The organism is Acinetobacter baretiae (assembly GCF_015627105.1).
Classification (GTDB): Bacteria; Pseudomonadota; Gammaproteobacteria; order Pseudomonadales; family Moraxellaceae; genus Acinetobacter; species Acinetobacter baretiae.
In genome coordinates this window covers 1-19,098 of record NZ_VTDM01000027.1, presented here as the reverse complement: position 1 = coordinate 19,098, position 19,098 = coordinate 1, and the positions used below count along the sequence as shown (strand labels likewise).

At 33.1% G+C, this 19,098-nt stretch carries 24 protein-coding genes; 18 read left to right on the top strand and 6 right to left on the bottom strand.

Going from position 1 to position 19,098, the window contains the following annotated elements; genetic code table 11:
• A partial coding sequence (locus tag I2F17_RS10525; protein WP_211139869.1) for a hypothetical protein occupies window positions 1-311 on the top strand: 311 nt, incomplete at its 5' end.
• Here the strand turns inward: I2F17_RS10525 and I2F17_RS10520 are convergent.
• Window positions 308-1,225, bottom strand: a complete 918-nt coding sequence (locus I2F17_RS10520) for a DNA-methyltransferase (protein WP_211139867.1) — start codon at window positions 1,223-1,225, stop codon at window positions 308-310. The two genes, I2F17_RS10525 and I2F17_RS10520, sit on opposite strands and share 4 nt — an antisense overlap.
• Before the next feature lie 100 nt (window positions 1,226-1,325).
• On the opposite strand from I2F17_RS10520, the gene I2F17_RS10515 reads away from it, so the two are divergent.
• From I2F17_RS10515 to I2F17_RS10450, 14 genes are all read left to right on the top strand, one after another.
• Complete coding sequence (locus I2F17_RS10515; protein WP_211139865.1) at window positions 1,326-1,844, top strand: SMI1/KNR4 family protein; 519 nt, start codon at window positions 1,326-1,328, stop codon at window positions 1,842-1,844.
• Window positions 1,845-2,079: 235 nt separating this feature from the next.
• Window positions 2,080-2,391, top strand: a complete 312-nt coding sequence (locus I2F17_RS10510) for a BrnT family toxin (protein WP_211139863.1) — start codon at window positions 2,080-2,082, stop codon at window positions 2,389-2,391.
• Window positions 2,354-2,665, top strand: a complete 312-nt coding sequence (locus I2F17_RS10505; protein WP_211139862.1) for a BrnA antitoxin family protein — start codon at window positions 2,354-2,356, stop codon at window positions 2,663-2,665. Before I2F17_RS10510 ends, I2F17_RS10505 begins: the two co-directional genes overlap by 38 nt.
• Window positions 2,666-2,684: 19 nt before the next feature.
• Complete coding sequence (locus I2F17_RS10500) at window positions 2,685-3,050, top strand: 5-carboxymethyl-2-hydroxymuconate Delta-isomerase (RefSeq protein WP_211139860.1); 366 nt, start codon at window positions 2,685-2,687, stop codon at window positions 3,048-3,050.
• 142 nt (window positions 3,051-3,192) lie between these two features.
• Window positions 3,193-3,507: a BrnA antitoxin family protein gene (locus I2F17_RS10495; protein ID WP_211139858.1), complete on the top strand. Its 315-nt coding sequence runs from the start codon at window positions 3,193-3,195 to the stop codon at window positions 3,505-3,507.
• A 463-nt stretch (window positions 3,508-3,970) separates the two neighbouring features.
• The gene (gene mobV, locus I2F17_RS10490) at window positions 3,971-5,638 is read left to right on the top strand and encodes a MobV family relaxase (RefSeq protein ID WP_211139856.1); all 1,668 of its coding nucleotides are present in this window, start codon (window positions 3,971-3,973) and stop codon (window positions 5,636-5,638) included.
• A 911-nt stretch (window positions 5,639-6,549) separates the two neighbouring features.
• The gene (gene repM / locus I2F17_RS10485; protein ID WP_211139855.1) at window positions 6,550-7,464 is read left to right on the top strand and encodes a replication initiation protein RepM; all 915 of its coding nucleotides are present in this window, start codon (window positions 6,550-6,552) and stop codon (window positions 7,462-7,464) included.
• A 67-nt stretch (window positions 7,465-7,531) separates the two neighbouring features.
• On the top strand, window positions 7,532-8,065 hold the full coding sequence (locus tag I2F17_RS10480; RefSeq protein WP_211139854.1) for a plasmid replication DNA-binding protein: 534 nt from the start codon (window positions 7,532-7,534) through the stop codon (window positions 8,063-8,065).
• 67 nt (window positions 8,066-8,132) lie between these two features.
• Window positions 8,133-8,381 (top strand): type II toxin-antitoxin system Phd/YefM family antitoxin, encoded by a 249-nt coding sequence (locus I2F17_RS10475; RefSeq protein ID WP_196423944.1) that lies wholly within the window; start codon window positions 8,133-8,135, stop codon window positions 8,379-8,381.
• On the top strand, window positions 8,371-8,658 hold the full coding sequence (locus I2F17_RS10470) for a type II toxin-antitoxin system RelE family toxin (RefSeq protein WP_196423936.1): 288 nt from the start codon (window positions 8,371-8,373) through the stop codon (window positions 8,656-8,658). Before I2F17_RS10475 ends, I2F17_RS10470 begins: the two co-directional genes overlap by 11 nt.
• Before the next feature lie 307 nt (window positions 8,659-8,965).
• The gene (locus I2F17_RS12765) at window positions 8,966-9,157 is read left to right on the top strand and encodes a helix-turn-helix domain-containing protein (RefSeq protein WP_211139852.1); all 192 of its coding nucleotides are present in this window, start codon (window positions 8,966-8,968) and stop codon (window positions 9,155-9,157) included.
• Complete coding sequence (locus I2F17_RS10460; RefSeq protein WP_211139850.1) at window positions 9,157-10,494, top strand: hypothetical protein; 1,338 nt, start codon at window positions 9,157-9,159, stop codon at window positions 10,492-10,494. Before I2F17_RS12765 ends, I2F17_RS10460 begins: the two co-directional genes overlap by 1 nt.
• Window positions 10,495-10,646: 152 nt before the next feature.
• Complete coding sequence (locus I2F17_RS10455; protein ID WP_211139849.1) at window positions 10,647-10,862, top strand: helix-turn-helix domain-containing protein; 216 nt, start codon at window positions 10,647-10,649, stop codon at window positions 10,860-10,862.
• Window positions 10,862-12,268 (top strand): hypothetical protein, encoded by a 1,407-nt coding sequence (locus I2F17_RS10450; protein ID WP_211139848.1) that lies wholly within the window; start codon window positions 10,862-10,864, stop codon window positions 12,266-12,268. Before I2F17_RS10455 ends, I2F17_RS10450 begins: the two co-directional genes overlap by 1 nt.
• Window positions 12,269-12,324: 56 nt before the next feature.
• Here I2F17_RS10450 and I2F17_RS10445 read toward each other — a convergent pair whose 3' ends face one another.
• From I2F17_RS10445 to mobQ, 4 genes are all read right to left on the bottom strand, one after another.
• Window positions 12,325-13,476 carry a DNA methyltransferase gene (locus I2F17_RS10445; RefSeq protein ID WP_211139847.1) on the bottom strand — a complete coding sequence of 384 codons (1,152 nt, stop codon included), beginning with the start codon at window positions 13,474-13,476 and terminating at the stop codon, window positions 12,325-12,327.
• Complete coding sequence (locus tag I2F17_RS10440) at window positions 13,473-14,750, bottom strand: hypothetical protein (RefSeq protein WP_211139846.1); 1,278 nt, start codon at window positions 14,748-14,750, stop codon at window positions 13,473-13,475. Before I2F17_RS10440 ends, I2F17_RS10445 begins: the two co-directional genes overlap by 4 nt.
• Window positions 14,751-15,009: 259 nt before the next feature.
• Window positions 15,010-15,510, bottom strand: coding sequence for a hypothetical protein (locus I2F17_RS10435; RefSeq protein WP_211139845.1), 501 nt, complete (start codon window positions 15,508-15,510; stop codon window positions 15,010-15,012).
• Window positions 15,507-16,478, bottom strand: a complete 972-nt coding sequence (mobQ, locus tag I2F17_RS10430) for a MobQ family relaxase (RefSeq protein ID WP_211139844.1) — start codon at window positions 16,476-16,478, stop codon at window positions 15,507-15,509. The genes I2F17_RS10435 and mobQ overlap by 4 nt, the downstream gene beginning before the upstream one ends.
• Before the next feature lie 185 nt (window positions 16,479-16,663).
• On the opposite strand from mobQ, the gene I2F17_RS10425 reads away from it, so the two are divergent.
• Window positions 16,664-16,933, top strand: coding sequence for a mobilization protein (locus tag I2F17_RS10425; RefSeq protein WP_211139843.1), 270 nt, complete (start codon window positions 16,664-16,666; stop codon window positions 16,931-16,933).
• Here I2F17_RS10425 and I2F17_RS10420 read toward each other — a convergent pair.
• Complete coding sequence (locus tag I2F17_RS10420) at window positions 16,923-18,047, bottom strand: RepB family plasmid replication initiator protein (protein ID WP_328705930.1); 1,125 nt, start codon at window positions 18,045-18,047, stop codon at window positions 16,923-16,925. The genes I2F17_RS10425 and I2F17_RS10420 overlap by 11 nt on opposite strands.
• A gap of 619 nt (window positions 18,048-18,666) precedes the next feature.
• Between I2F17_RS10420 and I2F17_RS10415 the strand changes: the two genes are divergently transcribed.
• Complete coding sequence (locus I2F17_RS10415; RefSeq protein ID WP_211139842.1) at window positions 18,667-18,873, top strand: helix-turn-helix domain-containing protein; 207 nt, start codon at window positions 18,667-18,669, stop codon at window positions 18,871-18,873.
• A 2-nt stretch (window positions 18,874-18,875) separates the two neighbouring features.
• On the top strand, window positions 18,876-19,098 hold a 223-nt coding region (locus tag I2F17_RS10410; RefSeq protein ID WP_211139841.1), incomplete at its 3' end, for a hypothetical protein.

The window sequence follows — 19,098 nt, the reverse complement described above, 5'->3', positions numbered from 1 at the left end:
ATGGTGATGATGAACCTTATGACCTAATTCTTGATGGATATGCTATTGATGCCAAATATAGAATAGGATCTGGTGACTCGGGAACACTTAAAAAGTTTAAACAGTATGGTGCAATGCTAAAGGAGCAAGGTTATCAACCCTTAATTTTACTATTAAGAGAAGATAACCTCTCTGCGGCAATTACAGCTTGTACTAAAGGGGGTTGGCTTGTTCTAACTGGAAATCAAAGCTTTGAATTCGTTAAAGAACAAACTGGTTTTGATCTCAAAGAATATTTAGAAAATAATAAAAATAGATTTAGCCTAATCTAGGCTAAATCTATTAATCTTTTTTCTGCAATTTCGATATAATTCGGTTCTATCTCAATTCCTAAGTAATTAATACCCATCTTCTTAGCCGCTACCAAAGTTGTACCAGACCCAGCAAAAGGATCTAATACAATAGAATTCTTAGTCCTTGGTGCAAAAATTTTTACTAATCTTTCCATTAAATCTAAAGATTTAACGGTTGAATGAAAATTGTAATCGGCTAGTTTATCTCTCTTAATATTCTCTAAAATATTAGACTGAAAACCACCATCTTCCATTTCGGCATAAAATAACCCCGTTTCATATTTACTTAAAGTCTGTAAATAATTATTTTCTAGTGGTTTTTGAAGGACACATATAGCTTCCCATTCACTTCTCAAACAACTATGCCAACCCTTCCATTGGCTAGGATCTTCATATCCTTCTTTTTCTAATTTTTTCTCCATATTGATTCCCTTTGGAATCCCGCTAGATCTTCTATATACAAGCATGTCTCTAGCATAAAAACCTGCATCTTCTAATGCCACCTGCACATGAGCAATTGTTCTAGTGCTATTGAATACAACTACAGTTGCTCCTGGTTTACATACTCTATAAAGCTCAACAGCCCAATCAAAACACCACTTTTGATACTCAAGAATATTATCTCTATTTTTTTTATACCAACGAGGATTTCTAACTCCACCAGATAAACCACTACCATATGGAATATTTTTAACCAAAGTAGAACTATTCTCTTTAACTTTATCTTTTCTGCGCTGAATTTCGTCTTGATCCCACTTATGACCAATAAATTCATAATTATAGGGTGGATCTGTAATACAAGCTGAAATGTAGTTTTCAGGCAATTTAGCTAACTCAACTTTACAGTCACCATTAAGAATCGTATTAATCAATGCTATGTCTACTTTATTCAAAAGATTTGTGCATTCTACATAAAAGATTCATTTAACATAAAATCTCTTATACGAATTTCGGGTATTATTCACCAATTAAAATGTCTATGCGAGAGAACTTATGACTCAATTTCCCAAGCTACTCAATAAATTACATCAACTAGATTTTGATTATGGGGATGGGGATGGGGATGGGGATGGCATTGATTTTGAGCCTTATCAAAATTTTATGTCAAAAAATGAAGTAAGCCAATGGTTAAAAGCTTGGACTGGGAATAATCAAGCAGATGCGGCTTCATTATTTATCTTTGGGCAAGATGGTACTGGTGGGTATGCTGCTTTTTGGATGGTTAATCTAGATAAAGAGATACTAGATCAACCAATCGTATTCTTAGGATCAGAAGGGGAAATTGGAGTTGTAGCAAAAGATTTTAACGACTACCTTTGGCTATTAGCCCAAAACCATGGGCCATTAGAATCTATTGAATATCCTGAGGACACTTCAAAAGTTAATAATATTTTTCTAAATTTTGCAAAACAAAACTCTAAGTCTATTTCTAGACCAGTTTCAGAAATTATAAGTGATGCTCAAAATTCTAATCCGAATTTTAAAGGTTGGATAGAAAGCTTAATTCGGTAGTAAAATCTCCGTTTAACATAATGGGGATTTATGCGAAGTGTCTTTAAGAAAGATTTTGTTTATCAGTGGTTTAAGAATTTTATATAATGCAAAAACTAAAACAAAAGCCGACTTGGAAACATGTCGGCTCTTTTTTGAGCTAAATTGAAACTTTTTGCCAGTAAAAATGGACTAAATTTTGCTAAATTTACAATTTTGTATTAACATTTTTATATGAACAAAAAGCGATACAACGATGAAAATTGAATTTTCATGGGATGAGCATAAAGCAGAAACAAACCTGAAAAAACATGGCGTAGCTTTTGAGGACGCAACATTGGTTTTTTATGATGCTCATGCCGTATACAAACAAGATCGCTTTGAAAATGGTGAGTATCGTTGGCAGGCGATAGGTTTAGTACACGGACAAGCTGTCTTATTGGTAGCTCATACTGTACAAGACCATAATGGAATGGATCATATCCGCATTATTTCAGCACGACAAGCAGAGAAAAAAGAGAGGAAACAGTATGAGCAAAATCGTTACTTCCAAAATGGATTTGAATAATCCACCTATGTTGTCTGAAGAACAAAAGGTACGACTTGAGGCTTTAGCAAAACGTCCAGACAGTGAGATAGATTGTTCAGATATTCCAAAATTGGATGAAAACTTTTGGAAAAATGCTGTTAAAAATCCTTTCTACAAACCAACGAAACAAGTAACAACTATACGTATAGATTCAGATGTTATGCAGTGGTTAAAGGCTCAAGGAAAGGGCTATCAAACACGTATGAATAAAATACTGCGTGATGCAATGTTACAAGACTTTAAAAACCATTAACAAAAAAGAGTTTTAATATATGCCACATCTAATCGCTAATTATTCAGAAAATATTAAAGACCTAAAAGTAAAAGAATTGTTACTCAATATGAATAAAGCATTATTCTCAACAGGGCTATTTGCAACATCTGAAGAGATAAAATCACGTGGACAATGCAATTATGATGTGGTGATAGGATTAGACTCAAAAGAAGAAGCATATCTACATATAATTCTATATATCCTAAGCGGAAGAAATGACGAGGAGAAAGATTATTTAAGTAGAACTTTATTAAAAACTGTAGAACAAGAAATTACTACTACTAAAAGAGAAGAAATCTCTATACAAATTTGTATAGAAGTGACAGAAATAGATAGGAAATCATATAATAAAAAAATTATATAAAACAGAAGTTTATGTTTTTTATTAAATAGAATTCGGGTTGCATAACACATAAGTAAATCAAAGAAAGTAAAACGGCTGTTATCTGGTTTGGACGATACTTCCCCCCGAGTTAGGCAAGTCACCAAAGCGGAGCGACATCAATATGAGCATGGTTAGATATATACACAAAGAACTGAATGAAAATTTCAGTGACAAGCAAGATGCTGAAATTCAACGCTTGCTTGCCAAAGGTAATGTGCCTGATGAACAATTAGATTTGTCAGATCTCCCTGAAATTACAGACTGGAGTCATGCGATTCGTCATGGTCAGTTTTATCATCCAGTAAAGCAACAGATTTCTGTTCGCCTTGATGCAGATGTGCTTGCATGGTTAAAAGCACAAGGCAAAGGCTATCAAACACGTATGAATAAAATTCTGCGTCAAGCCATGTTGGAAGATTTAAAAAGTCCCCATTAAATAAAGTCTCAAACAATTAAGGTGCTGATCTCAATTTCAGCACCTTTTTTTTATTAAAATGATGTAATAACTACTTAAAATGAAGAAACAAAGCAGGGTTTATGATGTAACAGTTGAAATTTATGCTGAAACAATTCGATAAATATGAAGAAACAACTCTGAAAAATGATGTAACAATGTCCATTTTGATGTTGTTTACGTGGTTGGTTTATAAATTCTCCTTATTTCTATATTTATTTTATCCATTTGATTATATTAACTTTTTTAAATATTTGTGTTTACAGCTTTCTTGGCTATCGTGCGCTTTTAGGGGTTAAGGGGAATTTCCCCTTACTCATGGAATAATTTAAATAAACTGTGTTTTTTTAAATTGTGTAGTGAGTACTCTTTTGGGGGCCCTCAAAGATCTAGCGGCCTGTTATGGTGATCTCTTCGATACTTTTTTTGTATGTTGGAGGGATCTATGAGTTTTTTGATTTTTAGAACGAAAAAGTTAAAGTCTTTTGGTGAAATCTCAGGTTCTCTTTCTCATAATTATCGTACTCGATCAACACCCAATGCCAATCCTAAAGCTACACCTCGAAATGAGCATTCTCATCTCTCAGAAAATGAAGTGTTACGTGGTATTAAGGATCGTATCCCTAAAAAAGTGCGTAAGAATGGTGTGCTGTGCATTGAAACGTTAATGACAGCATCTCCCGAATGGGATGGATGGAGTGATCCAAAAAAAGAAACTGAGTTGTTTGAGAAATCTAAAGCATGGCTGATTGAAAAATTTGGTGCAGATAATGTGATTGCAACCAGTATTCATCGAGATGAAACAACACCGCATCTGGTGGCTTATATTGTTCCATTAGATCCTGTGACCAATAAACTCAATGCTCGACACTGGTTAGGAGGAAGAACAAAACTTTCTCACTTACAAACCGATTATCATCAAGCAATCACTCAACATGATCAAGATTTTGGCTTAAGACGAGGAATTATTGGTTCAAAAGCCAAGCATACAACGATTCAGAAATTTTACTCTCAGATTCAAGCACCCACACCGCTTAATCAAGCATTTGATATTCAGCCAACATCTAGAAATACACCGCTTCCGACAAAACCCTTATTTGAGAGCCAGATAGATTATCTTGAGCGCGTTAAATCTATCATTTATGAAGATGTAGAATCACAGGTCGATGCCATAAAAGAACAATATGAGCAATTTATACAAGACATGCAGCAGGCTTATGAAAATCAACTGAAGGCAATACGAATACAAACAGATCAAGAAAGAGTAGCCCATCATCGGGCAATTAAAGTGATTCAAGATGAACAGTTAAAAGTTGAAGCTTTAAAAAAAGAGTTTCAGCTATTCAGTCAATATAAGAATTTTTTTCCTCATGAACATGCTGAGCTTGAAAAACGTGTCAAAATAAAATTACTGCAGCACCAGAAAGCCTCAGAATATGGTTCATATACTCCCCGAAACAACACCACCTATGAAAATCGTCAAAATGAGCACTTAGAAGAGCATTTGAATGTACTCAAACATAAGGAGGAACAACGTGTTGAATTAATGAAGCAAAGTTTTGAACAGGACATTGAACATGCACCGACACTTGCTGAACAACAAGTCTATCAACAGAATTATCAGAACTGGAAAAGTCACAGATCATCTAATGCTAAACAACAGTTTGTCAATTTATCATCAAACATCAATGAAAAGACACCTTTGTACGGCCTGGTGAAACAATTGATTGTCAACGATGCCCATGAAGCTTTTTTAGATTTACAGATTGAGGTTTTACAAAATTTTAGGCCTAAGCAGATTTTTGAGCAGGCTCGTTATCACGTTCCAACCAGTATTCAGCTTTGTGCAATTGCAGAACAGTATTTGTATCAAAGACAGTTGAAGTTACATCCACAACATATCACGCTCAATCAGAAAATCGAGACTTTACGAGGCTGCTTCATAAAGACTGAAGATATGCTAAGACAAGAAAGCTTTTCTCAGGAAGTTAAATACAAAGAGAGGGACATTAAAAATGAGGTCATCGCACAAGATTTCCCATCAGTACAAGACAATAAACCGAAACCTAAAATCGTTCGTGATCCAGATCATGATGTGCCAAAACTTGAATAAGGGTCTGCTCAAAAATGAGTTAAAAGTTCGATCATTTAATAAAAAACAATTCAATTGGTCGATAAAAAATACTTGAATGTTTATTAATTAATCATGATGACCTGTGAGTTTTATGGTGTAAAAATAGGCAAGTATTGACTAAAAAATAAGCTTAAATGGATTAAAAACAGGTCTTTAATCACATTAAATACAAATTGGTCACTTTCCATTTTGTATTTTATTTAGACATATAAAGTCTTTTTTAAAACTGTATTCATCAAGGATACTGAATCCAGTGAAGTGATTTGACTCACCCCCTAGCGATTTTAGTTTTATATGCTCAACCGATCTTTTGGTTGGGCATTTTTTTTGGAAAAATTAAGCTTGGTTTGGTGATCAATAATGGTTTTTTATAAAAAATCTACTCATAAAATAAAAGTACTTAAACAGTATGCTCAAAATGCTCTCATTTGCGTTCTAAGCAATGAAAACTAAAAATACATAGATATACATATAAAAACAGGAATAAGGTCTTTAGAGGGCTTTAAAAGCTTAATTAACGCTATCTTGAAATATAGTTTTACTTTAAAACTCAAATTCAGTGATAAAAGCTATCTTTGAATTCATGTTGATATGAACTATGTTGAATACAGATTTTTTATAAAAAACGAAGTTAAAAAAATAAAAAAAAGGCTTTTAATGATTTTAATAGCTTTTAATAGCTTTTAGACAGGCTATAAACCATGAATAGCAAGGCTTTCAAGCTCTATTAAACTAGGTCTATCGACCCATTAAACTAGGTCTATCGACCCATTAAACTAGGTCTATCGACCCATTAAACTAGGTCTATCGACCTTTAAACTAGTTTGATTTACAACCTAGCTTAATTAGGTTAAGCTACAATCTAATCATTTGTAAATTAATTATTAAAAATGGCTGAATTAGTAGTAAAAGATAATGCATTGATTCAAGCTAGTTATACTTTAGATATAGTGGAACAACGTTTAATTCTATTAGCAATTGCTGAAGCAAGAGAAACTGGCCATGGTATTACTGAGAACAGTCTGTTAGAAGTACATGCAAGTAGTTACATCAATACGTTTCATGTTGAGAAACATACTGCTTATAGCGTACTTCGCGAAACAGTTAAAAGTTTATTTGATCGTTATGTCACATATCATGATGTCAATCCTAAGACTGGTAAAGATCGTAGTTTCCACTGCCGTTGGGTAGATAAAATTGGATATGAACAAAATTCTGGAATTGTTTTCTTAAGATTTACTCAAGATATTGTTCCTTTAATCACAAGATTAGAAGAAAACTTTACTAAATATGAGTTGCAGCAAGTTTCTAGATTAACTAGCTCATATGCAATTCGCCTGTATGAATTATTAATTCAATGGAGAGCTAGCGGTAAAACACCTGTATTTGATTTACTAAATTTCAGGCAACAACTTGGGGTTGAAGCTCATCAGTATAAAACTATGAGTAATTTTAAAACATACGTTTTGGACTTTGCTCTTAAGCAAGTCAACGGTCTAACTGATATAACAGCAAAATATGAACAACATAAACAAGGACGTTCTATTTCGGGTTTTACATTTTCTTTTGAACAAAAGCATGCCGAAAATAACTTATTACACGAACAGAAAAAACATGCTTTAAAATTATCAGATGCACAGATTAAATTTTTTTCTAATAAACTTTCAAAGCTACCAGAAATGTCAAAGTATTCGGAAGGAAATGAAAGCTATGATGAGTTTGCTATGAGAATTGTAGTGATGTTAAAAAATCCTGTGAAATTAAAGGAGTTAAAACCTTTACTTAAAAAAGTTGGTTTTCAATAAAATATGTTATTTGACATTGTCAACTTAACAGTAAAGTATAAACACAAGTTGACAGCTAGTTTACACTATGAAAAAACTATCAGTTTCAGAATTAGCCAAGCTATATGGATTTTCTAGACAGGCTATATATGCTCATATAAATAAAGGAAATTTATCAAAAGGCCCTGATGGTTTGATCGATTTCTCCGAAGCATTGAGAGTATTTGGTGAGCCTAATAAACAAGAAAAAATTGTCAAGCAGAGTCAATCAATTGACAGTAATGAGTTGACAGAAGTTGACATATTAAAACGTCAAGTTGACATGCTTGAAAAGCAGCTAAATCAATCAATTCTTAGAGAAAATCAATCTGTAGAACGTGAGGCTTTTTATCAGGAACAAATTGAAGCCATGCAGCGCTTGTTAGAAGCACCGAAAGCCAATAAGACTACATTTTCTGATCAAAAAAATGAACCTAATACTATAGTGAAGTCTCAATCAGAAGAATCAGAGACGAAAGCAGAGCAACTAAAAAATAATTCTAATATTTTAGTACCTGAACATATCGAAGTAGAAAAAAAGAAGAGAGGTTTCTTTGGCAGATTTTTTCTAAAAAATGACTGAAATACATTTAAAAGATGTTTTTAAAAGTGCTATTATTAATACTTTAAAGAGTTTTTTAGAGGTATAAATGACACAAATTATTCATGCTCGAATGACTGCTAGTATTACCGAGCTAAAGAAAAGTCCGATGGATACGATATTATCTGGTCAAGGTGAAGCTGTTGCTATTCTGAACCGTAATACACCTGCTTTTTATTGTATTCCTGCTGAGTTATATGAAAATATGCTTGAACAGCTGGATGACATTGAACTCAACAAAATAGCCGATTCTCGCTTGAGTCAAAAACGTATTCAAGTAGATCTAAATGACTTATAAACTAGAGTTTTTAGAACAGGCTTTAGCTGAATGGAAAAAGCTAAATCCAAGCATTCAGCAACAACTTAAAAAGAAGTTGGAAAAGGTTCTAGAAGCTCCAAAGATTCCGAAAAATAAGCTCTCAGGTCACCATAGCCGCTATAAAATTAAGTTACGTAGTATTGGCTATCGGTTAGTTTATCAAGTCATTGATGATGAAGTCGTGGTTTTAATAATTGCTGTTGGAAAACGTGAAAAAAACGCTGTTTATGACGTAGCAGATTCTCGCCACTCATAAAAAGACTATGTATCTTAACTCCATTAATGCGACCTAAAAAGGCCACAAAGTGGCCTTAGTTTTTCAAATTACAAGTTATTTAAAAAATTCGCATAATCAGTATTATGTTAATTGTAGGAAATCTTAATAAAATTATAAGAACTAAATATGTATTTAAATTTCTAAATCATTGTTGATAAAAAGAAGATAGCCTTATTTCCACCAAATGTGACTCATAGTACGTGGACTCATAGTCTACAAAAATTATTATAAGGCTAAGTGAAACATTGGACAGCTTCTGCAATGGAAGAAGAACTCCTCAAAACTTTTGGTAATCACCTTAAAACTATCAGAAAAGATTATAGACTATCTCAGAATATCTTTAGCAGATAAAGCATATCTGGATCGAACTTATGTTAGTGGCGTTGAAACAGGAAAAAGGAACATCTCTTTAAAAGCTCTAAATTCCATTGCAAAAGCTTTAGATAAAAATTTATCTCAGCTCTTTAAAGGTATGTAATGACTGATATTTCATCAACAAAACGAAGACAGTCCACGAAAACATCTGGTTATAACACTCATCCGGGTAGCACTGGCAGAAATTATAAAATAGAAAGAGTGGATACTTTTTTCCTTACTAAAGATCAGTCCATTAAAATTGATTTTTTAATACCACCTCACAATATTGGAAATTTTGTTGGATTTGGAGGATGGTTTTTTTGTGATAAAACCATGGATATAAAACAGCAAAGGGGAGGATTCAAAGATACTATATTAATAATTCATCAACCTTCAAGTTGGTCAAAGTTTGGTTCTATGGGAGTTTCTAGTACGACAAGTAATGTTCTAACCACTTCGATAATTTTCATTGCATTAGAAAATACTAATATAGCTTTTTATAATATAGATTGTGGTACAGTTCACCATGATAAAATTGAAAAGGTTAAAAATGATCCTGATGTTAAAGATCAATTAGATAACATTCATACATATGCCCCAGAAACGAATTTCTACCAAACAAAAGGCGACATTGTTTTTCATAATCATGGAATTCAAAAATCAGATAATAAAACTAATTTATATTTGAAATCCTGTAACCGTTGTGCACGTTTTTTACCGATAAATATCAATAATGAAAAAAGCCATTTAAGCTTTTCTAACCATCGACGATTTAAAACGTTGAAGCATGAGGAATTTGAAGATATTCTGCAGCTGACTCATGGGTTTCAACTTGAATGTAGAATCTGTAAAAAGCTATTTGTTAATATTCCTCTTAATAAGCAACGCACTCTTGATCAATTAAGAGAGGATGCGACTAAAAGACGTGCAATAGAATCATTATTATCTGAATTACATAAAAAAAATCCTTTATTAAGTTATAACAAAAAATCTAAGAGTTTAGCGACAGATATTTGGATTAAATTTAATAAAAGATGCTTTAAGTGTGACACTGAGTTAAATGATCCTAAAAAAATGAATTTGGATCATACTAGGCCTTTATCATTATTATGGCCATTAGATGAAACAGCCACTTGCTTATGCAAGACTTGTAATTCTCAAAAAAGTAATAAAACCCCTTCAGAATATTATCTTCCAGAGGAATTGGAAGAATTGTCTAAAATTACGGGGTTATCTGTTGTTGAATTAAATCTTTCAGTAGTTAATTTGGAAGCTGCACAATCAATAATCGATAATCTAGATTGGTTAATATCAGAGTTCTGCTTTAATGAGGATTTACAAAAAAATAGAGATGGTAAAATTACAGCTGAAATTTTTCTTAACTCACTACAAAGTGCATTAGATAAAACTGATTTTGGTGAAAAATATAATTTATTAGAGCTTTACCGTAATATTTAAAAATATATATTTATCAATAGATAGATCTTATCTATCTATTGATAAATTTGTTTTGAAAAATAATTATACATATAAATGTGACTCATAGTACGTGGACTCATAGTCTACAAAAACTATTATAAGGCTAAGTGAAACATTGGACAGCTTCTGCAATGGAAGAAGAACTCCTCAAAACTTTTGGTAATCACCTTAAAACTACCAGAAAAGATTATGGACTATCTCAGGAAGCTTTAGCAGATAAAGCATGTCTGGATCGGACTTATGTTAGTGGCGTTGAAACAGGAAAAAGGAACATCTCTTTAAAAGCTCTAAATTCCATTGCAAAAGCTTTAGATAAAAATTTATCTCAGCTCTTTGATGGTATGTAATGGTTACAGAATATTTAGGAAATAAACTTCCAGGTAAAACTCAGTTCTCTGGTCGAAGAAGAACAACAACTAGAACCTCTGGATTTAAAAGCCATCCTGATTCAACTGGGGGGGAGCTCAAAATAGAAGATGTTGAAAGTATTTTAATTCCTAAAGGGGAAAGTATTCTTATAACATTCCAAATCCCAAATCATAATTCTGGGGATATAGTTGCATTTGGTGGATGGTATTCATGCAACGATAAAGTCAAAGTTGAAGTTTTTAAAGGTGGATTTAATAAGGAGCTTCATACTCAACCAGAAGATAATAATTGGTCAAAGTTTGGTTCAATGGCAACTCCAAATACTTATACCAATGTTGAAGATACCCAAGTTAGATTTACAGCTATCGAAAATGCATATCTTGCACTTTACGAAGTTGGATGTGGTGTTGTAGAACATAAACATTTAGAATGGGCCAAAGTAGAAAAGCCTGTATTATTGAAAAATATGTACCAATTTGCACCAGAATCTAATTTCTATTCAATAGAAGGTGATGTCAGCATCGAATTAAGCTTTGACTTAAATAAATCCTCTAACACATATATTCACTTAAAATCATGCAATCGTTGTGCACGTTTCCTTCCTATAAATATTAATAATGAAAGACATCATTTAAGCTTTTCGAATCATTGTGTTGCTGAGCATAGACGACCTTGCTCGCATGGTGGTTTTGGTAGATTAAAAAATATCGAAACAGACCAAACAATACAATTAGAGTACGGTTACCAACTCGAATGTAGATTCTGTAAGAAATATGAAGTTAATGCTGCACATAATCCACAACGTACCGCTGCCCAAATGAAAGAAGACGGTGCAAGAAGAAGAGCTTTTGAGTTACTCCTAACAGCTATCTTTGATAAAAGCCCACAACTTATGTATAGAGAGAAGTTCAATGGTCGTGAACTAACTGATGACATATGGTTAAAGTTCGGGAAGAAGTGTTTTAATTGCTCAATTGAGCTTGAGTCTGCAAAGGACATGCATCTAGACCATACACGCCCTCTAGCTTTGTTATGGCCATTAGATGAGACAGCTACATGTCTTTGTGGTTCATGTAATTCACAAAAAAGAGATAGAGCACCATCTGAATTTTATTCACCCGAAAAACTTGTTGAATTATCAAAAATAATAGGACTTTCACTTAATGAACTTCAAAGTCCAAGTCCAAACTTGAATGCAGTAGAGTCTCTAATTGCAAATTTAGATTGGTTATTTAATTCTTTCTGCCAAAGACCAGAATTGCAAAAAATACGCGATGGAAAACTAACTTCCGATTTATTATTAAAAGCTCTACAAAAGACATTGAATAAAACAGAAATTGGTAAAAAAATAGATCTTCTCAAGCGTTACAGAAGTCGAGCCTAAATATTTTAAGAAAGGCTATAATTTCCAATAAATTATGGCCTTTCGTATAAACCAATTTATTTTTTCATTAAGACTAAGTATTGGTGTCCTTTAACACTACCTTTATCTTTAATACCATGTTTTTCACAATGCTCAACGGACTCTGTAAAAACATCAAGAATATCGAAGTATTTTTCAGCAAAAGGAATTAATGATTTGGCCATATCACATTTATCACTATGACCTAAGTGAAAGACTGCAATACCATTAGCTACTAAACGTTCATAACTTTTTTTAAATATAAAATCATAAACATCAAAATTCTTTTTCTGCATTACTTCTACAAAAGACTTAGGATTTTCTTGAAAATCTTGTTTGTTCCATCCACAAAACCAATACCTCATCCAGTTTGTCATATAGAATTTCGTACTATCGAAGAAAGGTGGAGATGTAATAATTGCATCGACGTTTTGAATTTCTTCAGGCCATTCACTAAGGATATCTGCTAAAAAGCATTTAGACGGTCTTAAATTTAATATCTCTTGAGCTTCTAACGATTTATTAACTTTATTTGTTAACTTTTCAATTACATTCTTATATATAAACTCACCCGTAGGTGCATAAGGAGTAATAGGATGACTATTACGACTTAAAGCATAAGGTCTATTCCCATGTAAAATATGCAGCATACATGCGAAAACTAGAGACCAATTTTCTGATTCTGGATCATTATGTTTAAGAAAAAATTCTCTCGCCAAGAGAACTTCCTCAAAGGTATCTTCATGGAAGTATTCTGGAATAGTCTTATTAAAAGCTACCTCTTTTGAATCAGATATACTTTTATCTTGTGGTTTATTATTGCGAATAAAGTCATCCAACATCTCAATAATTTTAAGTACTTCATCTTTATTATGCTTCTTTAACTTCGCATTCGAAAGAGAAGTTGCTAGCACACCAATATCTAACCCAAAAGCAGAACGACCATTTATAGCAGCTTCGAATGGAATAGTTCCTGATCCACTAAATGGATCTAAGACTATATCGCCCTCAACTGAGAAAGTATCAATCAGATGATGAGCCAAAGCTGGCTTCATTTTTCCTTGATAAGAACAAACCGAGTGTAAATCGGATCCCCAATTTCGTTTTGAGAATGGTTCATCCATATGAGGAAACTTTGTTTTAAATCTATCCCAATTTTCCAAAATTTTAGCGAGTTTGGCTGATTTCATTTTTTGTTACTATCCATTTTTTTAAATACCAATAAATACTGGCCTAACTCAGCTCCACCATTGGAATATCTTTTTCTTAATAAAATTTCTTCATATAAAGAAAAGCCTAAATCTTTAGCAATTTCCGTCAAAACCGTGTGAGTAGGGATATATACATTTGCATAGACACTATCTCCAATATCAATACATACAACACCATTGGGTTTCGTATGGTGATGTAATCCTTCTAGCACTATTTTCATTTCATAAAAATATGCTGACATCATTTTAGCAATTCTAGCATCATAGGCTTTTTCTAGTAATTCAGCATATAAATCATATACTAAAGGTAAAATATCTTTACCTTTATCTTTAGTAACATCATTGATTCCAGATGTCACAACCTGATCTCTAAAAACACGAAGACTCTTATTATTTAAAAGCTCACCAATAAACCAGAGTTCTAGCTTTGTATTTCGAAAATAATTCGTGCCATTCAAGTAAGGAGGGCTTGTGATAACAATATCAGCTTGGATACTTTCAATATTTAAAACTTCTTTTGAGTTATTTGCCAATAAGTTCATTGGAGCTAATGCTGGAGGACAATTTCTACAATCATCCATCATTAGATTTAATTGCTTTAATACTGTTGGAAGTAGTAAAGGCACTCCTTTAGATAATTCTTTTGGTGTTTTAAAGCGTACATCTCCAGATCTTTTTAATAAGGAACAAGTTACTAGGCAAGATAGGATTGCTACTTCTAAAGTTTCAGCTAAAAGTTCATCTTTTAATGTAATCTGATCCACTAAGGATCTAAATTTAAGTACTTGCTCAAAAGTATCTTGAGAAAAGAAAATGCTCCTATCAAAACAGTCGTAATATTTTTTTCTTAGTTCTTCAGATGGCGCTACATTTTGTAAATAATCAGTTAAATCCCGACATAAAATACTGATATCTATTAAAAATTCTGCTTTTTTTCTATCGGAAAGGCTAAGAATTTTTTTCTTAATGGCAACTACTTTTCTTAAAACTGGATTAATTTCACAATAATAAGATGTACAACCTAAAATAGAGCTATTCACTGGAGTCGTTCCAACTCCAGCAAAAGGTTCTAGAACAATTTCAGCCTCAGGGGCATAAGTTTTTAAAATTTCATGAACAAATGATGATGAAAAACCTTCTAAATATGAATACCAATCATGTAAGTATTCACCCTTACCACCAGAGTGTGTAGTGTGTTTAGCCTCTATTTCAAAAGATGACTTTGCGAATAGTTCAGTTTGCATAGAATTCATGGAGGAGCCGAAGTTAATTCGTACTCTTAGCTCAAGATAAGGAAAATAGAAAAAGATGATAACACCATGTTACCCATAGTCAACATTTAGAGACTAAAAGAAGCCCTCATTGATCAAATGTATTTAACATAAAATCTCTTATGCGAAACTTCAGCTCAATGCTTTGAAAGATGACTAAAGCTATCTTTCAAAGTCGGGCAACTTTGCGACTGCTGTCATTGATTTGGTGATGGTAAGAACCGAGCAAAGTACCAATTACCTAGTATTTTTTAGGGTCAATCTGACACCAATCATAGGTTTTATTTTCTACGTTACTCGGTTGGAAGGAATAGCATGGCTTTTTCGTCATAATTCTCACCAGTGTTTCATCATCACTGCGTCTAATTTGTATGGGGTATTTATTAAGTTCTGCAATATCAGCTCTACGCTGTTTAATTTCGTCTAAACTTGGCACATATAAGAATATACTTAAGAAAAATATCATCACTAAAGCTACAAACGCACTGGAATAGATCGTAATAAATTGCCAATTCAATCGATAGGTTGCTTGGTCTAATTCTTGAATCCTGTTTTTTAATGCGCCTATAGCCTGTCTATTTGTCTCTTGTAGCGACTTTTCAGCCGTATCTAGCACTCCACTAGCTACTTGGTTGTAAAATGCTTCTAATCGCTTGTTATCGTCTGCGATGGCTTTTCGATATTCTTTCATAGATGCCAATAGAATATAGAGTTGATCATCCAAATCATTTTGGTTACTCATAACGATATTCCGCCTCGATCTAGTTTTTGAGATTCTTTACGCAAAGCTTGGTTCGCTCGTTGCTGATCTAATTCTTGCTGTCGCTTCATTTCAGCTTCTCGTTCTTGTTCTAGGCGTTTGCTTTCTTGGTTCTTTTGCCATTGCTCAAAACCTTGATTCACTCGGTTTAATCCTTGCTGTAAAACATTCTCTTTTTGTTGTTGCTGTTGATTGAGCTGTTTGGCATTGTATTGGTTCACCGTGTCGTTATAACGGCTAATACGGGTGTCTATACCCTGTCTACGCAGTTGAGTGACCGATGTTCCCTCGTGAATGGTGGCTTGTAATCCGTTGTTCTGATCTGCATAGCTTCGATGATCTATTTTTTCTCGATTGCCTGATCGTTCTAACGCACGGTTAGCCAGGTTCGCCCATATTTCTCGAATATATTTAATTTCCTCTTGGGTTGTTCCTATATCTAAGGTTTTCCGTTTGGCATTACTTAACTCAATATCAGCTTTTGTGGTCAAAGTTAATTTGTGATCAGGGTCGAGTTCTGCTTTTCGGGTGGTAAGCATAATATGGGCATGATGGTTTTTATCATTACCGCCTTTACTGGGTTCATGAATGGCTAAATCTGCAATCACGTCATAATGATTAACTAAGGACTTGGCAAAATCCTTTGCCAAGTCCTTACGCTGATCAGCATCTAATTCATTAGGTAAAGCAATCACCCATTCACGAGCTGTTCGAGCATCTTTACGATTTTCTATTTTTTCTGCCAAGTTCCAAAGTTCATTACGGTCAATTTGAATATCGAGCTTAGAAATGATTTCTGTATGAGCAACACCGTTCTTTTGGGTGAAGTCATGGGTCAATCCTGTGCGTTCATCTTTGAGTTTTTCACCTGCACGATAGGCAGATGATGCAACGGCTGTACGTCCTGAACTTCTGTTTACGGTTTTGGTTGAGCAATGATAAATTGCCATACAGTTACCTTAAGTTGTTTTTGCTTTTGGGGTTAAGGGGAATCCCCTTACGCATCTTTTGACTTAGGCGAAGCCAAGTCGTAAGTGCGCATTTCATGAAAAATACGATAGCATATTACCCGCTTGAATTTCAATTAATAGGGTTTTATGCTTGAGTTATTTTCTACATTACTAAATTAACCGTTATGACAAAATCAACTGAAAACATTGAAAAGAAAATTGAAGCACAGTTAGAGAAGCTGAAACAGTTAAAAGCCCAAAAACAGGCTATCGAAGCAAGAGAAAAAACGAAGGAAAAGGAAAAGGAACGTAAAGATGATACTCGGCGTAAAATTTTGCTCGGTTCTTACTTGCTTAAAAAGATGAATGCCAATGAAGCCAATAAAGAAAAAATATTGGCTGAACTTAATGAATATTTAACAGAAGATCGAGATCGGAAATTATTTAACCTTTAAAATCTGTTTCTGTCCGTAATGTTTTGAATATACGTTTTGCTGTTTCTTCTCGTACTGATTTTGGGTCACGTAAAATATTAGCAATCCATATTCCAAATGCTGGATAGTCTTTGTTACCCGCTAAATCTGAAATGCTATGAACTTTAGAAAGTATAGAGCTATAGGTTTTAATTTGACTGTCTGTTAAGTTACAGAACATATCTATGGTGTTTTGATCTCGTTTATCTTCTATTTTTTTAGGTGATAATTTTTGCTTAAATTTTAACTCTAAATGTGTAAATTTACGTCCTGTTTTGAGTAATTCATAACTAACTTTATAAGGCGTTTTTTCATTAATTTCATTCACTGCTGTTTCAATAACCCACTTTCTTAAGTCTTTAGTTGCTTCATATTTTTCAAATAAAGCTAATGAATAACGGAGGTCATTTAGACCTATTTTACAGTAGCCTGTTGATTTAAACTGCATCATCATTTGATAAAAACGAAAGCTATAAACACTGCCAAAACCTGAAACATCATTAAGTAAAAACTGAGTGAAATTATCTTTTAGCTCACTGAGTAAAGGCAGAATCCGACTATCGAAAACAACTCTTGCCACAATATCATCGCTATGCCTGCCAAAAGGTAATGATTCTAATAAGTTATATTTTCTTAATCCATTTAGATAGTTTTTATAATCTTCTAGATTTGGATATTTTAATTTTAATCGAGCATCTGCATTTTTATCAAAACGTAAAACTTCTGATAACCAATGAAATTCTAATACTCCTGCATTCGTATCAATGAGTAGAGTTTTTTTCATTAAATCTTTAGTGGCATTTCTAATATCTCTCGTTGCTTGATCTGCATTAGCTCCCAATTTAATAAAATCATCTCTTGTAATGTAATAAGCTTGTTTAGGGTCGATTGGTTGGTTTTTAGGTATTTGTGCTAGTGCTGACAATAATAAGCGTTGTTCATTCACACTCAAATTATAGGATGCTTTTACGATAGAATTATCCATAACAACTAGATCATTACTCACCCGACAATCTCTCCCTTTTATATATGGAAATAATTTATAGCATTCCTTTTTTTTATTAAAAAGGAATTTTTTATAATTCTCCCCTTTCACCGACAATCCCTCCCCTTTCACCGACAATCCCTCCCCTTTCACCGACAATCCCTCCCCTTTCACCGACAATCCCTCCCCTTTAATACCTATAAAGCCTTGCTGTATATAGCTTTGAAGGTGGTCTAAAAACCTTTAAAAACCTTTAAAAACCTTTAAAAACTAAAAAAAGAAAAACTTATAGAAAATTACCCAATGTATTCGCTTCGCTCATACTTTTTTAAAAGCAAAATCCTCATCCTTTGGGATACTCTGTTTTTTTCATTATGAAACAAAAGGAAGCATTGTAATCAGGGAAAAAGCAACAGTGAAATTTTGATGATGCTCAATCGCTCGGTTCCTATTATCTAGGTTTTAATTATTCACTGGAGCTAATTAAAATTGAGAAACATTGCTAAAAGAATAGGCGTGGAACATGAATAATCATAAAAAAGCCATTTCAGTAAACAGTGTACTGGAATTTATTTGACTAAGATATTGATAATTATAGGAAAATTTCAAGAATTTCGTATAAGCTGTATTATGTTAATTTTAGAAAATCTAAAACTAGTTCATTAATTTAGCACATAAATTGCTACTTATAGTCTGTAGAAAAATAAAAAGAGATATCCATTAATAACTTATGGATATCTCTTTGTTTTTCGGAAAAAAAGTTCGACTTTATCGCTTAGAAAGGAAGCTATCTCAAGAAGAATTAGCTCTTTTATGTGGTTTACATCGCACATATATCGGTAGTGTTGAAAGGGGTGAGCGTAATATTACTTTAGTTAATGCTCATAAGGTTTCTATTGCCTTAGATATTCCATTGTCAGAGTTTTTTATGGAATAAATATGGATTTAGAGTCAATATTAAAAGCATATCAATTATCTTTTAAATCAAAAGTTTATAATGAAGAAAATGACGATCATGATGTTCTCATGGATGTTTTTGGCATAACACCTGAGTTAAAACGACAAAATCGTCAATATTGGGGGCGTGAATTAGGGAAAATGTGGGAACGTTTAGTTGTAGATATAAGTTCTAGTCAACCAACATTTGAGCCTGCAAAAAAAA

Coding starts and splice junctions, on each gene's coding strand:
- I2F17_RS10515 (WP_211139865.1), top strand. CDS start 1,326: ATGACTCAATTTCCCAAGCTACTCAATAAATTACATCAACTAGATTTT.
- I2F17_RS10510 (WP_211139863.1), top strand. CDS start 2,080: ATGAAAATTGAATTTTCATGGGATGAGCATAAAGCAGAAACAAACCTG.
- I2F17_RS10505 (WP_211139862.1), top strand. CDS start 2,354: ATGAGCAAAATCGTTACTTCCAAAATGGATTTGAATAATCCACCTATG.
- I2F17_RS10500 (WP_211139860.1), top strand. CDS start 2,685: ATGCCACATCTAATCGCTAATTATTCAGAAAATATTAAAGACCTAAAA.
- I2F17_RS10495 (WP_211139858.1), top strand. CDS start 3,193: ATGAGCATGGTTAGATATATACACAAAGAACTGAATGAAAATTTCAGT.
- mobV (WP_211139856.1), top strand. CDS start 3,971: ATGAGTTTTTTGATTTTTAGAACGAAAAAGTTAAAGTCTTTTGGTGAA.
- repM (WP_211139855.1), top strand. CDS start 6,550: ATGGCTGAATTAGTAGTAAAAGATAATGCATTGATTCAAGCTAGTTAT.
- I2F17_RS10480 (WP_211139854.1), top strand. CDS start 7,532: ATGAAAAAACTATCAGTTTCAGAATTAGCCAAGCTATATGGATTTTCT.
- I2F17_RS10475 (WP_196423944.1), top strand. CDS start 8,133: ATGACACAAATTATTCATGCTCGAATGACTGCTAGTATTACCGAGCTA.
- I2F17_RS10470 (WP_196423936.1), top strand. CDS start 8,371: ATGACTTATAAACTAGAGTTTTTAGAACAGGCTTTAGCTGAATGGAAA.
- I2F17_RS10460 (WP_211139850.1), top strand. CDS start 9,157: ATGACTGATATTTCATCAACAAAACGAAGACAGTCCACGAAAACATCT.
- I2F17_RS10455 (WP_211139849.1), top strand. CDS start 10,647: ATGGAAGAAGAACTCCTCAAAACTTTTGGTAATCACCTTAAAACTACC.
- I2F17_RS10450 (WP_211139848.1), top strand. CDS start 10,862: ATGGTTACAGAATATTTAGGAAATAAACTTCCAGGTAAAACTCAGTTC.
- I2F17_RS10445 (WP_211139847.1), bottom strand. CDS start 13,476: ATGAAATCAGCCAAACTCGCTAAAATTTTGGAAAATTGGGATAGATTT.
- I2F17_RS10440 (WP_211139846.1), bottom strand. CDS start 14,750: ATGAATTCTATGCAAACTGAACTATTCGCAAAGTCATCTTTTGAAATA.
- I2F17_RS10435 (WP_211139845.1), bottom strand. CDS start 15,510: ATGAGTAACCAAAATGATTTGGATGATCAACTCTATATTCTATTGGCA.
- mobQ (WP_211139844.1), bottom strand. CDS start 16,478: ATGGCAATTTATCATTGCTCAACCAAAACCGTAAACAGAAGTTCAGGA.
- I2F17_RS10425 (WP_211139843.1), top strand. CDS start 16,664: ATGACAAAATCAACTGAAAACATTGAAAAGAAAATTGAAGCACAGTTA.
- I2F17_RS10415 (WP_211139842.1), top strand. CDS start 18,667: ATGGATATCTCTTTGTTTTTCGGAAAAAAAGTTCGACTTTATCGCTTA.